The organism is Enhygromyxa salina, from assembly GCF_002994615.1.
GTDB classification, from domain to species: domain Bacteria; phylum Myxococcota_A; class Polyangia; order Nannocystales; family Nannocystaceae; genus Plesiocystis; species Plesiocystis salina_A.
The window spans coordinates 16499-30956 of record NZ_PVNK01000238.1; the positions used below are offsets into that span (position 1 = coordinate 16499).

12 protein-coding genes are annotated in these 14458 nt (G+C 71.8%); 2 read left to right on the forward strand and 10 right to left on the reverse strand.

Annotated features, from left to right (window positions below):
• Positions 1-71: 71 nt before the first annotated feature.
• From ENSA5_RS27350 to ENSA5_RS27395, 10 genes are all read right to left on the reverse strand, one after another.
• Positions 72-1106, reverse strand: a complete 1035-nt coding sequence (locus ENSA5_RS27350) for a hypothetical protein (RefSeq protein ID WP_106394634.1) — start codon at positions 1104-1106, stop codon at positions 72-74.
• Positions 1107-1120: 14 nt separating this feature from the next.
• Positions 1121-3553 (reverse strand): sulfatase, encoded by a 2433-nt coding sequence (locus tag ENSA5_RS27355; protein ID WP_106394635.1) that lies wholly within the window; start codon positions 3551-3553, stop codon positions 1121-1123.
• A 7-nt stretch (positions 3554-3560) separates the two neighbouring features.
• A complete protein-coding gene (locus ENSA5_RS27360) occupies positions 3561-4478 on the reverse strand; it encodes a hypothetical protein (RefSeq protein WP_146156177.1) in 918 nt (305 codons plus the stop codon).
• 28 nt (positions 4479-4506) lie between these two features.
• Positions 4507-7221 carry a hypothetical protein gene (locus ENSA5_RS27365; protein ID WP_106394637.1) on the reverse strand — a complete coding sequence of 905 codons (2715 nt, stop codon included), beginning with the start codon at positions 7219-7221 and terminating at the stop codon, positions 4507-4509.
• A complete protein-coding gene (locus tag ENSA5_RS27370; protein ID WP_146156178.1) occupies positions 7218-7892 on the reverse strand; it encodes a tetratricopeptide repeat protein in 675 nt (224 codons plus the stop codon). The genes ENSA5_RS27365 and ENSA5_RS27370 overlap by 4 nt, the downstream gene beginning before the upstream one ends.
• Positions 7893-7949: 57 nt before the next feature.
• Positions 7950-8777, reverse strand: coding sequence for a substrate-binding domain-containing protein (locus tag ENSA5_RS27375; RefSeq protein ID WP_106394639.1), 828 nt, complete (start codon positions 8775-8777; stop codon positions 7950-7952).
• A 120-nt stretch (positions 8778-8897) separates the two neighbouring features.
• Positions 8898-9407, reverse strand: a complete 510-nt coding sequence (locus tag ENSA5_RS27380) for a hypothetical protein (protein WP_106394640.1) — start codon at positions 9405-9407, stop codon at positions 8898-8900.
• Positions 9404-10030 (reverse strand): RNA polymerase sigma factor, encoded by a 627-nt coding sequence (locus tag ENSA5_RS27385; RefSeq protein WP_106394641.1) that lies wholly within the window; start codon positions 10028-10030, stop codon positions 9404-9406. The genes ENSA5_RS27380 and ENSA5_RS27385 overlap by 4 nt, the downstream gene beginning before the upstream one ends.
• Positions 10027-10608: a DUF6249 domain-containing protein gene (locus tag ENSA5_RS27390; RefSeq protein ID WP_146156179.1), complete on the reverse strand. Its 582-nt coding sequence runs from the start codon at positions 10606-10608 to the stop codon at positions 10027-10029. The genes ENSA5_RS27385 and ENSA5_RS27390 overlap by 4 nt, the downstream gene beginning before the upstream one ends.
• A gap of 66 nt (positions 10609-10674) precedes the next feature.
• Entirely contained in the window at positions 10675-11232 is a 558-nt protein-coding gene (locus tag ENSA5_RS27395; protein WP_106394643.1) for a hypothetical protein, read from the reverse strand.
• A 184-nt stretch (positions 11233-11416) separates the two neighbouring features.
• Here ENSA5_RS27395 and ENSA5_RS27400 point away from each other — a divergent pair, with 184 nt between their 5' ends.
• Both ENSA5_RS27400 and ENSA5_RS27405 read left to right on the forward strand, forming a co-directional pair.
• Positions 11417-12928, forward strand: coding sequence for a serine/threonine-protein kinase (locus ENSA5_RS27400; protein WP_106394644.1), 1512 nt, complete (start codon positions 11417-11419; stop codon positions 12926-12928).
• Positions 12929-12939: 11 nt separating this feature from the next.
• On the forward strand, positions 12940-13998 hold the full coding sequence (locus ENSA5_RS27405) for a tetratricopeptide repeat protein (protein WP_106394645.1): 1059 nt from the start codon (positions 12940-12942) through the stop codon (positions 13996-13998).
• The last annotated feature ends 460 nt before the right edge of the window (positions 13999-14458 follow it).

A 14458-nucleotide genomic window follows, 5' to 3' on the forward strand; every position in this document is an offset into this window, starting at 1 on the left:
GCCTCATCGATGAACGAGAGGGTCACGCCGCGAAGCCCTGGATCTGGGCACGCGAATCCGCGCGCGGTGAATCAGCCCTTCTCGTCGTCGTGGTCGTGACCACCGAGGCCGCCCTGCTCGCGCATCTGCTGCATGGCGGCCGAGGTCAGCTGGAGCTGGACCAGGTTCACGACACCGTCGACCGACTCGGGCGCGTCGGCCTCTCGCATGTCGACGGCGAGCTTGCGGACGCGGCGGGCCTCGGCCAGCGAGCCGTCGAGGAACAAGACCGCGGCGGCGTCATCGAGGGCGTTGGCCAGCGGCCCCCGCAGCCCCGTGCGCAGGGCCTCGTCGCCCTTGCTCGCCTCCATGATGTGCGTGAGCCGGTCTTCGGTGGTGATCTCCGCGGGCTCGAGGCCCTCCATCTTGTTGCCGAGGCGCTCGAACAGCTCGTTGCCGTCGAACAGCAGCGGCCAGGTGTGGACGGCGCTCGTCATCAGGATCTCGCCGAGGTCCGAGCTCGCGGGCTCGACGTCGGCGAGCGCCTCGTCGAGGAAGGTCGGCTGCGGGCGCTCGCTCGGGCTCTGACCCAAGAACTCGGTCAGCGTCGGGAGCCGCTCATCGATCGCGGGCGGGACCTGGAAGTTGCTGCGGTGGGTGTGCTCGCGGGCCCACAGCATTCGGCTCGCAACCCACGTGGCCGGGATCGCGCGACCGTCGGCGTCGCGGAGCCAGTCGCGGCTGGTCCGGCTTTGCTGCCCGTCGGTCTGATAATAGACCTGGAAGTTCAGCAGACGATCGCCAGGATCGACGAACCCGACGAACAGCACCGCGCCGTCGTTGTCGTCGGGCAAGCTCAAGGTCAGGCGCGTCACGGCGGGCGACGCCGCCATGTCGAGCATCGCGATCGGCCCGGCGTGGCGACGCATCGACTGCACGCTGGCCTCGGCCCAGCTCCGAGCCTGCTCGGGGATCGCCACGCCCTTGCTGCGCAAGACATGGATGGCCTTGCGCGCGGCCTTGCGAACCTTTTTATCGTTGTGATCCTCGAGCGCCTTGAGCCCCGCCGCGTCGAGGGCGGCGGACAGCTTCTTGACCTCGTCGAGCAAAGCCTGAGTCTCGGACATGGGGGCGGTTCCTATCACAGCCCATGGTCGAGCGCGAAGGCGGGCTCGAGGTCGGCCCCCGTTCCCCAGCGCGCGCGGCTCCACTGGGGTTGCTCGGGCAGCTCCCACGCGAGCGCTGTTCGCACCATACGCAGGGCCACGCCGCCGTTTTCGATCTGATCGGAGAGCTCGCCCGGGTCGGCGGCCAGATTGAAGAAGTGCTGGGACTCACGTCCCCGGCCCGGGCCGAGCACGAACTTGTACTCGCCGACGATCGCCGCCCGGCTGCCGTCGCCGAGGTAGGACACGACCAGTCGGGGCGGCGGCTGGGGATCGTCGATCAGCGGGACGAGGCTCTCGCCCTGCCAGCGCGGGGCATACTCGACGCCGAGCAGGTCGGTCAGGGTCGGCGCCAGATCGAGCAGGTCGATCGGCGCCTCGACGCGACCGGGCGCGAGCAGCTTCGGCGCGCGAATGGCCAGCGGGACGTGAATGCTCTCCTCGTAGAGCGTCCGCCCGTGGCCCGCGCTGCCGTGCTCGAGGAATTCCTCGCCGTGGACGCCGACGAGCACGATCACGGCCTCGTCGAGCTCCTCGCGCTCGGCGAGGCTGTCGAGCAGCAACCCGAGCGCCTGATCGATGACCTGCAGCTCGCCCCGATACAGCCGCCGCACGTACTCGAGCTGGGCGCGATCGGGCTCGATCTTCTGCGTCCGCACGCGCCCGACCCACATGTGCGTGCGGTGCTGCGCGGGCGCGTCCTCAGGCGGCGTGACATCGGCCAGGACCTCGCTGGGGGGGTCGTAGGGCGCCTGGGCGTCGTTGAGCACCGCGTAGATGAAGCGCGGGCTCGGACGCTGAGCGATCTCGTCGAGCATCGCGAGCACGACCTTCTGGGCGTCGTTGCCACGGGTGTTGCTGCGCACGAGGATCTTGTGATCGGCGAAGCCCTGGGTCAGGCCGCGCTCGTTGGAGATGTAGGAGTTCGCGCTGACGCCCGAGTTGAAATACCCGGCGCGATCGAGGATCTCGGCGAGCGTGCTTTGGCCCTCGGCGACGAAGGTCCCGCGCACGGTCAGGTGGCCCGGGGGAACCACGCTCGTGAGCAGCCCGGCGTGGCTCGGGACGGCCGCGGCCCCGAGCGCGTAGGCCCGCTCGAACACGAGCGCGTCGGCCAAAAAGCGCGCGACCGAGGGGTAGCTCGGGCTCTTGGGGATCGCCCCGAGCGCGCCGTCAAAGAGATCGTCGGGGCGGACGCCCTCGAGCGCGAGCACGTAGACGTCTCGCGGGCTCCGATCTCGACGGTCGACGGGCATCGAGCGGTGCGCGACGATGTCGAGGGCCTCGAACAGGGCGCCGCCGGGGGGGCCCTCGGCGGGCTGGCCCGAGCCCTGACCGGGCTCGGGACCGCGGGTGCTTCGGACGCGGATCTCGAGCCGCGTCGGGATCTCGCCGTAACCCGACAGATCGACGCTGGCGCTGCCGCCCGCCGCACGCAGGGGCTGCTGGAGCAGCTCGGCCGGGGCCCGACCGAGGCGGTGGTCGGCGTCGGTGCTCGCTAGCACCTCGAGGCTCCCGCGCCCGGACAGCTCGACCCGGAGCCGAGCCCGGCGCGGCGGGATCAGGTAGTAGACCAGGCTCCGGTTGGCCGGGACCTCGAACTCGACCTCGTCGCCGAGCGAGCGAATCTCGTAGTCGTTGCCAGCGGTCGCCCGCGGCGGGCCGGCGCGGATCGTGTCGAGGGTCCCGACCTCGACGCTCTCGATCGCGGCCGAGACCAACATCGGGTCGTCTGCGCTGGGCCCTGCGGGGAGCGGCGCCTCGCCGGGCGGGGTCAGGGGCGCGACGTTGCGAAAGTGCAGGCGCAGGCGGTTGTCACCGCTGACGACCAGATCGTTGGGCAAGGACAGGGTCCGCCGCTCCCACTCCTCGCCGACGCGCAGGTTGGCCAGCGGTCGCTCCTCCCACAGCACGGTGACCGACTGATCCGGGGCCAGCGCGCGCAGGGTGATGGCCATCGCTAGGCCGGTGGTCGGCGGCGGCGGATCCTCGGGCATCGGCTCGCCGGGCGGGGGCGTGTAGGGCGTGTCGGGGTTGAGCGCAGGCGACAGCGGGCCGTCGAGGGGGATGTCGAGCGCGCCGCCGTGGCCGACGAGCAGCGCCGCGCGGCGCTCATCGACGTCCTGGGCCAGGCGCCACGGTGAGCCGGCCGCGGCCAGCTGGAGGTGCTTGTGCGCGCTCGGGTGACCGAGGTCGATCCACACCCGCCCCTCGCGGATCACGACCGCGCTGGGCCGCTGGGCGATCAAGTCCTGCCACGCGTCGGTGCTCTCGACCTTCGACACGGGCGCGAGCTTGGGCGCACGCACGGCGACCTCGCGCGCGGGGTCCTGGCCACGGTCGTCACCGCAGGCCGCCCCGCCCAGCGCCAGCACCAGCGCCAGGATCCGAGTCAGAAAGCTCGACACGCCCCGCTCAATTTTTTGCACGCCAGGCCTCACGGGCGAGGTGTAGCGCAGGCAGCCACGCGACGAGCAAGCCCGCGAGCGCCAGCCAGCCAAAGTACGCGCCGACGCGCAGGTCGCAGGCCGCGAACAGCGATCCGCGGCTCGCGGCCTCGACCCACGCGAGCGCGCCGAGGGTCCCGAGCAGCGCCGCGAGCGAGGCCGGACCCAGGCCGACGTCGCCGTCTCGACCCCGAGTTCGGCGATGATCGAAGGCGACCAGGACCAGCGAAGCCGCGAGCGCGGCCGCGACGATGCCGAGCTGAAGTGAGCTCATCTGCCGGATCATCGGGACCAGGCGGCCGAACAGCGGGCCGTTGGCCCAGGCGTCGAGCAGGCCGCGGGGCGGAAACAGATGGCGCGGGAGAGGATCGAGGGCCAGGCCCAGCTGCGCGAGCGCCCCCGCGCCCGCGATGCCCACGCTCAGCCTCCGTGTGAACAGCGCCAGCGCGGCGCCGAACAGCCCCGCGACGACCGCGGCCCACGGCGCGACCCGAGCGCGGAGGGGCTCGGGCTCGCGCAGCTCCCAGCCCCCTCGCCACAAGTGCAGCTGCAAGGCGATCGCCCCGCGCTCGTCGATGATCTCGGTCCGGAGCAGGTGGGGGCTGTTGGCCAGCGCGAAGTAGGGGCTGGCACCGACCGCCCGCTCGACGCTGTCGACAGCCCACAGCGGCCCACCGTCGGAGATGACCTCGACCCCGAGGGGCTCCTCGCGCAGCAGCTCACCCTCGTCGTCGGCGACGCCCGCGAGCAGGCCGAGCTCGTCGAGCGAGCGCGCGGCCATGGCCTCGACCGCCGCCTCGCGGGTGGGCGCCCCAGCTGAGAGCAGCGCACCCACGCACGCGACGATCACCCCGACCAGGGCGGTGATCACAAGCGCGCGGGACACAACGAGCATGCTCGAGCCTGGCCAGAGCCTACCAGGGCCCGTCGACGACCCACACCGGGTCGAGGGGCAGATCAAAGACGACGCGCAGGGCCGCCCCCGGACGGTCCAGGGCCGCCACCGTCCGCGCGACGCCCGGGCGATCGGGGTTGATCTCGGCCGCGATCGGGCCGGCCAGGACTCGCTGGCGCAGCTCGGTCTGCGCGCCCGGGTCGCTGATCGAGATCAACGCCGCGAGCGCGTCGGCCCGGGCCCGCGGCGCGCAGGTGGTCGCGGCCCCGACCAGGCGCTGGCGCGACTCCTGCGATGGCGACGCGTCCTCGCTCGGCGCCCGGGCCCGGCTCGCCGCGCGAGCGCACAGGGCGTCGCTGTCGCTGAGGAACGCGAGGTCCCCGTCGATCCCCGGATCGCTCACGAGCGTCGCGCCAGCGCCCGCGGCCGCCCGCTCCAGCGCGCTCACAGCCTCGGGGTGCCGGGCGCGCAGCTGCTCATCGACGACGATCTCGATGAGCCGCTCCCAGGCCAGGGCGTCGGCTCGCGCCTCGCTGGCCAGCATCCACAGGACCCGGTCGACCCGCGACCACTGGCGCGCGCGCGGGGCCTCGTCGACGTAGATCCGCAGCTGCTCGCGGACCGCGTCGACGGCCGCGGGGTCGCCCTCGCGCACGATCGCGTCGCCGTCGACGTCGCGGAGGCGCAAGAGCACGAGCTCGCGGCGCGCGGCCGAGTCGTCGAGCCCGTCGCTGTGCGCGAGCACCTGTCGCAGCGCGTCGATGCTGTACTCGCGCGCGCCGAAGCTGCGCCCCGCGACCGCGGCTCGGGCCCACAGCCCGCGCGGATCCGTTGTTTGGGCCGCAGCAGAGATCGTCAGCAAGGTCGCGCGCTTGGTCTGACCGTGGGCGAGCGCGAGCTCGGCGTGGAGCTGCAGCTGGGTCGACGCGCCGAGCTCGGGGGCGTGGATCAGGCGCTCGTCCAAGGTCGCGAGCGCGAGCTCGTGGGGGCCCGCGTGGAGCAGGTTGACGAGGGGGGCGGTGCACGAGAGCGCGAGGTCGGACTCGAGCGCCCGGGCCAGCTCGACGCCGGTCGCGGGCGCGCCGAGGTCTGCGATCGCGGCCTCGACCGCCGCGCGAGCGCGGACCGGATCCAGGCCCACGCGCGCGAGCTCCTCGTCGGCCTCGGGGTCGAGCCAGCGACCGAGCTCCGGACAGCGCAGATCATCGCGGTCGAGATGGAGCCCGGCCACGGCGACGTCGAGGCGCGGATCCCAGCGCTCGAACCACGGATCGCCGAGCGAGCGCCAGACGACGTTGCGATCGGCCGCCTCGGCTTCGTCGAGCCCCGCGGCCCGGCTGAGCCCGAGCGCGGACGCGACCGCGAGCAAGATCTCGTCGAGCAGCGGACCCGGGACGACCTCGGCCAGGGCCAGGGCCTGCCACGGGTGTCCGAGGACCAGCTGGCGGCGAACCTCCTCGACCGCGGACGCGGTGACCTGGGCCAGCCCGACCTCGTGGCCCGCGACCAGCACCGCGCGGCGCAGCTCCAGGGCCAGGACCGCCTGTCCGCGGTGCTCGAGCAGGCGGGCGAGGGTCAACAGGAGGTCGAAGCTGCGGCGATCGACCGGCACCCGCTGGGACCAGTGAGCGGGCGCGGGCGTGAGTCCGCCGTCGCCCGCCTCCCCCACCTCGGCCTCGACGGCGACCGGGATCATGTCCCGGAGGTTGGTGTTGAGCGCGAACTCGGCTCCGCTGAGGTCGCCGACGCTGGCGGCCACACGCCAGGCCTTCGCGGCCTCGTGCGGGCCCTGTCCGCCGAGCGAGGCCATGGCCGCGACGATCCAGCCTTGCCGGCTGTCGGACGCCCCGTCGAGCTCGCGGACGCTGGTCAGACGCAGCAGCGCGTACTCGCGGGCGCCGTCGGGCAGGGTGTCGATCGCCGCGAGCAGGTCATCGGGCGCGGTGTCGCCGATCCAGGCCGAGAGGCGCCGGCTCGACATCAGCCCCGGCCCGAGCGCGCCGCCGAATTCAGCCGCGAGCAAGACCGCGACGTCGTCGGGCTCGACCTGCATGCCCTCGGCCTCGGCCAGCGCGACGACAGCCCGCGGGCCACGCTTGCGCGCGAGCTCGAGGCGATCGGCGAGCTGCGCCTCGAGGGTTGCGATCGCCTCGGGCTTGGGCGCCAGCGCGTCGAGGCTGCGCTGGCCCTCGGCCTGCGCCGAGGCGCCCGGCTGGATGCTCGACAAGAACCCGCGGTCCTCCTCGCGGAGCGCCTCCGGGCACCACAGCGCGAGCCGACGCATGTCGAGGTCGGCCGCGAGCGCCTCGCCGAGCTCGGCCTGCGCCCGCGCGCGTCGACGGAGCAGATCGCAGGCGAGCTCGGCCTCGGGGGAGCCCGTGAGCGCGTCGAGATCGATGTCGCCCAGGCGGGTGTAGTGAGCCGCGGCCACGCCGAGCAGCCCGAGCTCGCGCTCGAGCTTGGCGAGGGCCAGCAGCGAGGGCTCCTGACCGCCGCTGCGAAAGTCTCGGAGCAGCACGGCGCGGGCCTCCTCGGGCTTGTCGAGCTCGACCAGCGCCTGGGCCCAGGCGCGCGCGGCCTTGCCCCGTGGCGCTTGCTTCTGGGCCCGCGCGCGGCGGTCGAGCTCGGCCCACTCCCGGTCCTTGGCCAGCTTGACGAGCGCCCCACCGCAGCCGCTCACGAGCACCAGCGAGACCGCGAGCGCCGCCGCTCGCCAGCGAGCGTGGCCGCTCACGGGGTCTCGCCCTGCCCTTCGCAGCTGAGCAGATCGGCGCCGCCGATGTCGTCGATCAGGCCATCGAGCAGCCGCTGCTCTTGACCCGAGAGCTGGCCGCGCCCGCGCTGTGCGACGCACAAGCTCGCGAGCGCCGGGTCGATGTCGCCGAGCGCGATGTAGCCCTCGGCCAGACGCAGATGGTTGACCGGGGCCTCCGGATGGGCGTCGACGACGTCCTCGAGCAGCTCGAGGCCGTCTTCGGAGTCGCCCTGCTCGAGGTGCTGGCCCGCGAGCACGTAGAGCGTGCCGAGCATGCGCGTGGCCGCCATCTCGCGGAAGCTCGGATCGCGCTCGATGCTCTCGAGCGCCCAGCGCTGCATCTCGCGGAGCAGCTTGAGCGCCTTGAGCCCGCGGCCCTCGGCGACGCGACCGGCGACGGCCGCCCGCGCGTAGGCGTAGGCCGCGGTCTGATCGTCGGCCACCGCCCGGACTCTCTCGAGCGCAGCCGCGCGCTCGGCCTCGCTGTCCTGGCCCCCCGCGATCCGGGTCTCGAGGGCCTCGTAGACCGCCCAGGCGTCGTCCTGGTCGGCCTCGGCGATGCTGGGATCCACGCTGCCGCGGGGCTTGCACGCCACTCCAGGCGCGACGAGCAGCGCGGCCAGGGCCAGGGCTGAGCAGCGTCCGTGCACGGCCGCAGGGATAGCACGAAAGCGTGCCCGTCCCGCAGCGACCGGGCCGGGCCGGGCTCAGCCGCCGTAGTCGGCGATCACGCCCGCGTAGTCGGCGTCGCTCGCCGCGCTCAGCGAGCGGAGCCCAACTTCTTTACAGGCCGACGCCCCAGCGCCCGTGCAGACCTTCGAGAGCTTGCCCTCGAAGGCCTTCTTCTGGGCGGAGGGCGCAGCCGGGAACGCGACGACGGCCATCGGCGGCAGCTCGCTGGAGGTCCACACGACCTTGAGCGCGGGCCCGCCCTCGACCTTGGCCAGGCTGGCCTTTTGCGCGTCGTCGATCAGCGCGCAGGCGACCTCGCCTCGGGCCGCGGCCTTGACGGTCTTCATTGGCCGGCGGGTGTCTTCGACGCTGAAGTCGGCGAGCGAGAAGTCGGACTTGCCGACGACCTTGTCGATGAAGCGCGCGTCGTCGCCGTGGTCGGTGCCGAGGGTCTTGCCCTTGCAGCCGGCGAGCGTCCCCTCGCTGGCGCTGACGACGAAATACTGACGGCCGCCCCCGCTGCTGACCGTCGCCGAGCCGATGACCTCGAGCTTGTGCTTGGCGCGGAGCTCGAGGAACGCGGCGAGGGACAAGATCCCGTAGTGAGGCTGGTTGGCGCTGATGTACTTGGCCGCGAGGGAGCGGCTGGTGAGGTACTTGCCCGCGGCCGCCGACCATCCGTTTTGGCCCGCGACGTGGGCGATCAGCTTGTCGACGTAGCCCTGCGCGGTGGACGAGCTGCCGACGCCGTGCTCTTCGAGGATCAGGACGTTGACCTGGTCCCCGGCATCTGCGGCGCTGGGCGCGAGAGCGAGGGCGGCGAGTAGGGCTGCAGCTACGATATTGCGGATCGTCTGACGCACTGGGAGACCTCGTGCCGGCCTTAGACGGGGGGCCCCGAGACTTATGCACATCCGGGACGCTCTCCGAATACTCTAAGTCCGGTGTGGCCGGGCTCCGCGCGTGTCTTCACTCACAAGCGATCACGCGTCGGCGCGTCGACGCCCACCCGAGGGGATCAGGACCAGCGCGCCAGCAGCGAGGACCAGCGCCAGGACCATCCACATCCCGCCCGCTTCGAGCGGGAGCCCGTGATACCAGTCGTGCAGCGGCTCGACCCAGCCCGCGAACTCGCCGGACCGAAGCAAGGGGCCGAGCAGGAGGTAGGTCATGCCGATCGCCAGGGCGTAGGCCGAGGCCAGGATCCACGTCCGCCGACGATCGTCGACGGCCTCGAGCTCGGGCAGGCGATCCATGACGAGGCGGGTGAAGAACGCGTCGTTGGGCTCGTGGACCTCGAACAGCGCGAGCTCCATCTCGACGAATTCGGCCAGCTCGCGGGCGCACGCCGGATCTTCTTGGGCCATGCGCCGCAGCGAGCGCGGTAGCCAGCGCTCGCCGCCCGGATCCTCGCGCAGCAGCTGCGGATCGAGATCGAGCTCGCACAGGGCCTCGATGAAGGCCTCACAGCGCTCGGAGACCTGCCCACTCACGACGAGGGATCTCCTGCGGCCTGGCCCGCGCCCTGAGCACGCAGGTGCTCGCGCAACATCTTCTTGGCCCGATGCAGGTGGGTCTTCACCGTCCCGAGCGGGAGGTCGAGGATCTCCGCGATCTCCGGGTAGGACACGTCCTGCAGGTAGTAGAGCGTGACGACGGCGCGGTAGCGCTCGGGCAACGCGACGATCGCTCCGGCGAGATCTCGGCGCATGTCGAAGCGGATCGGAGACAGCTCGTCGGTCGGCGCGGCGGCGCAGCTCTCGAAGCCCGGAGGCAGGGCGACGAGCTCCCTGTTGCGGGCGCGATGGTTCAGGAAAACGTTGTAGGCGATGCGGTAGATCCAGGTGGAGAAGCGCGAGCGCCCCTCGAAGCTGACCAACCCGCGATAGGCCCGCAAGAACGCCTCTTGGCCGAGGTCGTCGGCCAGGGTCGAGTTGCCGGTCAGGCGCAGCAGCAGCCCGCGAACCTTGCCCTGGTGGCGGCGCACGAGCTCGGCGAAGGCCGCGTTGTCGCCGCCTTTGCCGGCGCGCTCGACGAGCTCCGGGTCGTCGAGATCGGTGATCCGGAGCTCGCGCCCGGCCCTGCGACCCCAGGTCTGCGTCAGCGCGCGATTCAAGCGTCCCCCCGAGGCTTGGCTGAGGGCTTGGCTGGGGTCGTGACCGCGAAGCGATGACTGACGAGGTAACCGATGCCGATGAAGCCGGGGATCAGGCCAGCGGGGCTCAGACCCGCCCCGCCGCCGAGCAAGGACGCGAGCATCAGGCCGACGCCGGTCGAGACCAACACCAACCCACGGCGCAGATCGCTGCCGTGGTTGGCGCCGACGAGCTCGGCGGGCGGCTCGATGCCCTTCTCGACCATGCGCCTGGCGAGCTCGAGCCGTCGGCGGGTCGTGGCGTGACGAAAGCGAATGGCGGAGATCACGATCAGGGCGACGACAGCCAAGAACGCGATGTCAAAGGCCCGAAAGCCGGAGCAGGCCGGGGTCTGGGCCTCGAACAGCATCGAGTCGAGCTCGAGCACATAGCCGAGCATCCCCGAGCAGCCCTGCCCGCCGATCCCGGCGTCGACGACCAGGGGGGCGAGCTCGGCCGCCATCGCGGTCCCGGCCACGGCCCAGGTCACCAGACCCGCGCCGAACGCGAGCCCCCAGGAGGTGAGGCTCGAGCGCAGCTGTGTTGGTGGACGCGGCATGGGTTTCAACTCGGAAGCTGCGACCCGCCGAGTCTCCGTCTGGTTTCAGGCGCGCGCAAGGCGGACTCACCAGGACCGACGGTAGTCACGCCAAAGCGCGCTGACGTCACACGGCGGCAGCGTCGACGGGCCGCCGACCGCGGCCAGCGCAGCGCTCAGCAGCCCGCGCGCGCGCGCGACGGTCGCGTCGAGCTCCGCGACGCGCTCGGCCCGAGCGAGCTGATCGTCAATGTAGACGCGAAACCCGGCGAGATCTCGATCGAACCCGTGAAACACGCCCTGGATCTCGAATTGCTCCGCAAACCAGCTCCGCCCCCAGTCGGCCGCGGCGCCGCCGTGAAAGGGCGCGCAGGTCGTCGTGCTCAGACCACAGCACGCGAGCTCCTCCCAGAGGTGAGCTCGCTGGTCCGAATGCTCGATATCGAGCGGAATCAGCCCGTAGTCGAAGCCATGGTCATCGTCGAGGCGACCCAGAAACAGGGCGTGGACCAGCTCGTGGATCAGGTTGGGCAGCCCTTGGGCCTCGATGACCCAGGCGAGCCCGCCCGAAGCCTCGGTCTCGTGGGGCGTCGCGCGCCGACACAGGTTCTCGCGGTCCGGACCGACCAGCGTGACCGCGCCCATATTGCGTGCGATCCGCGCAATCGACCGAGCTAGATCCGCGGCGTGGTGACACTCAATGGGTGTCTCCCGGTGTTGAATCGACGCTGTAATTTTTTCTCCCATTTGAATCCGCGTAAGCCAAAATAAGGCTGATGCATCGAACTCTCCGCTGATACCCTAGAGTTGGGTACGTCTCCCGCCGGTCATGCCAGGTCTCCCCGCAATCAGCAACGACGCGCTCGCGCTGAACCACGAGCGCGGCGCCGTCCACGAGGCAGTCGCCCAGAGCAAACCCGAGTGGCAGAGGCGACCGGCCGAAGAGACCTTCACCCTGGGCCGCTATGTCATCACCGGGCGGATCGCCAGCGGCGGCATGGCGACGGTCTACCGCGCGCGCCTCGACGGCGCCGGGGGCTTCGCTCGGGAGTTTGCGATCAAGGTCATCCACGCTCACCTCGCGGCCGCAGAGGGCTTCAAAGAGCGCTTCTTGGATGAGGCGAGGGTCGCCTCGCGCGTCAGCCACCCCCACGTCGTGGCCACGGTCGACTCCGATCAGGACCGCGGCTACCACTATCTGGTCCTCGAGCTGGTCGACGGCGTCACCCTGCGTCAGCTCCAGGTCAACGATCTGCACCGCAGCGCGACCGCCGAGGGCGCGAGGCTGTCGCCGTCCGAGGCTGCGCGCATCGTCTGCGACGCCGCCCGGGGGCTGCACGCGGTCCACTCGATGGTCGACGAGGAGGGCGTGTCACTCGACGTCGTCCACCGCGATCTCTCGCCGCACAACCTCATGCTCGACGTCACCGGGCGCACGGTCCTGATCGATCTGGGCCTCGCCAAGGCCCGCGGGCAGCTCGGGCACACGCAGACCGGCGTTCTGTGCGGGAAGCTGCCCTACATGAGCCCCGAGCAGAGCCAGGTCGCGCCCCTCGACGCCCGCTCGGATGTCTTCAGCCTCGGCAGCGTGCTGTTCGAGCTCACCGTCGGCGCGCCGCCTTTTGGCGACGACCACACCCCTGGCACCCTCGACAAGCTGCGCAAGTCGGATCCCGATCGTCTCGCTCGCATCCTCGTCGAGGCCGACGCCCCGAGCTGGCTGACCCAGGTGATCCTCGGCTGTCTGCGCCGCAAGCCCGAAGATCGCTACCCCACGGCAAAGGCCCTCGCCGACGCCCTCGACGCCGGCATGCGGCGCGCGGGCGTGGTTCAGTCTGCGGCCCGCAAGGCGCTGGCTCGGCGGGCGACCGCGGTCCGCGATCAGCTCGGGCCGCTGCATCCCGCCGACCCGCTGCCGCCGCTGATCGCCCCCGACCCCACCGGCCCGCACAGCGCGCTCCCACGCCCGCGGGTGCCCGCCTGGGTCAGCGGTCTGGGCATGGCCGCGGCCGGGGCCCTGGTCGTGCTCCTCGCTCTGTTCGCGCGCGAGTCGTTCGACAGCGGGTCCGCCCGCGCGAGTGAGACCCACTGGATCCCGAGCATGGCCTCCAACGCCAACCTCCCCGAGCCGGCCCCGAGCCCGAGCCCGAACGTGGCCCGGAGCGCACCATCCGACGCCGCGCCCCAGCCCGAGGACAAGGCCCGGGTCAGCGCCCCCGCGCCGGCCACGACTGACGACGAGGCCGGAGACGACGCCGCGATCGAGCCCGCTCGCAAGCCCAAGCGAACACCTCGCAACGCCGGGCGGGCCGACGGCTTCAAGGGCAACCCCTACGATTGAACGCGTGATTGATGGCGCTCGCCTTCGTTGTCCTCGCCGGGGCCCTCGTCGGGCCGTCCCTCGTCGCTACACCGCCCCCACTGGCCGCGGAGCTGGCCGTCGGGGTGTCTGCCGAGCTTGGCCCGAGCCCCCACGCCCATCAGGCCGAGCCGAGCCCCGACGTCGACGAGCCGGCCCCCGACGTCGACGTGAGCGCGGCGGCCAAGCAAGCCTTTGATGAGGGCCTCGCCGCCGTGAGCAGCGGCGAGTTCGAGGCCGCGGTCAGCTCCTTCGAGCGCGCCTACGAGCTGCGCCCTCACCCGGTGACCTTGTTCAACCTGGCCCTCGCGCTGGAGCGGGCCGGGCGCCTGCCCGAGGCCTGGGGGCTGTTCGACGACGTCATCGATATCGTCGAGAGCAGCGCCGAGCGCCGCGAGGTCCGTCGCCACATGCGGGCGATCGAGTCCGAGATCGCTATCGTCGATGTCGAAGCTCGCCCGCAGCAGCGCCTGTGCATCGACGGCCTCGAGATGCCTGGCGGCGACACCAACGACTACCGCCTCGCGGTCGAGCCGGGCCGCCACGAGCTGCTGCTCGACGAGCACGCCTTCGCCGTCGACTTCGAGCCCGGCGATCGCCGGGTCCTGCTGCTCGACAAGGCCGACGAGCTCGTCGGCAGCCGGCGCAAGAGCGCGCTGATGCCCGCGATGCTCGGGACCTCGATCGGCACCGGAGGCCTCGCGTTCGTCCTGGGCATCGGCGCCGCCGCGGCCAAAGACGACCTGACCCAGACGGGGCTAGCGATCGGGTCGGCGACCAGCGCCGGGCTCGCGATCGCGGCCGGAGTCGTCGCGTTGTTGATCGAGACGCGGACGATCTCCGAGACGCCCCGGGAGAGGTCTTCGGATTCCCAGGCCTGTCCAGGCTCGCCCGAGCTCGAGCGCCGACTCGACCTGCAGATCGGACCGACCCTTGGGCGACCTGTCGAGTTTGCCGCCACCCCGCTCCCAACACCGCTCCCCACCTCGCTGACAGCGAACATCGAGTTTCCCCACCCACGAGGCATCCAGCCCCCACGCGGCGAGATCTAGTTGTCGCCACGCCCTGCCCCTCCCATGGGCGCAGGAAACAAGAGTTCGAGCACGCCCCCGAGCCCTCTTCAGAGGAGGGAGCGACCTCCCGCTTGCCTGGCAGAGTTGCTGACGCCTGCGGCGGTCATGGATAACCGGCGTGCGTGGCAAAGCTGCTGACGCCTGCGGGGGTCATAGACAACCAGCCCCCTTTAGGGGGCCACGCAGACGACTGCGTGCCACATACCAGCCCACCGAGGGAGGGAGCGCAGCGACCGACCGACCTGCCGCGCAGCGGCAGTGCGTGGCAAAGTTGCTGACGCCTGCGGGGGTCATAGAAAACCAGCCCCCTTTAGGGGGCCACGCATCCCACTGCGTGTCACATACCAGCCCACCGAGGGAGGGAGCGCAGCGACCGACCGACCTGCCGCGCAGCGGCAGTGCGTGGCAAAGTTGCTGACGCCTGCGGGGGTCATAGACA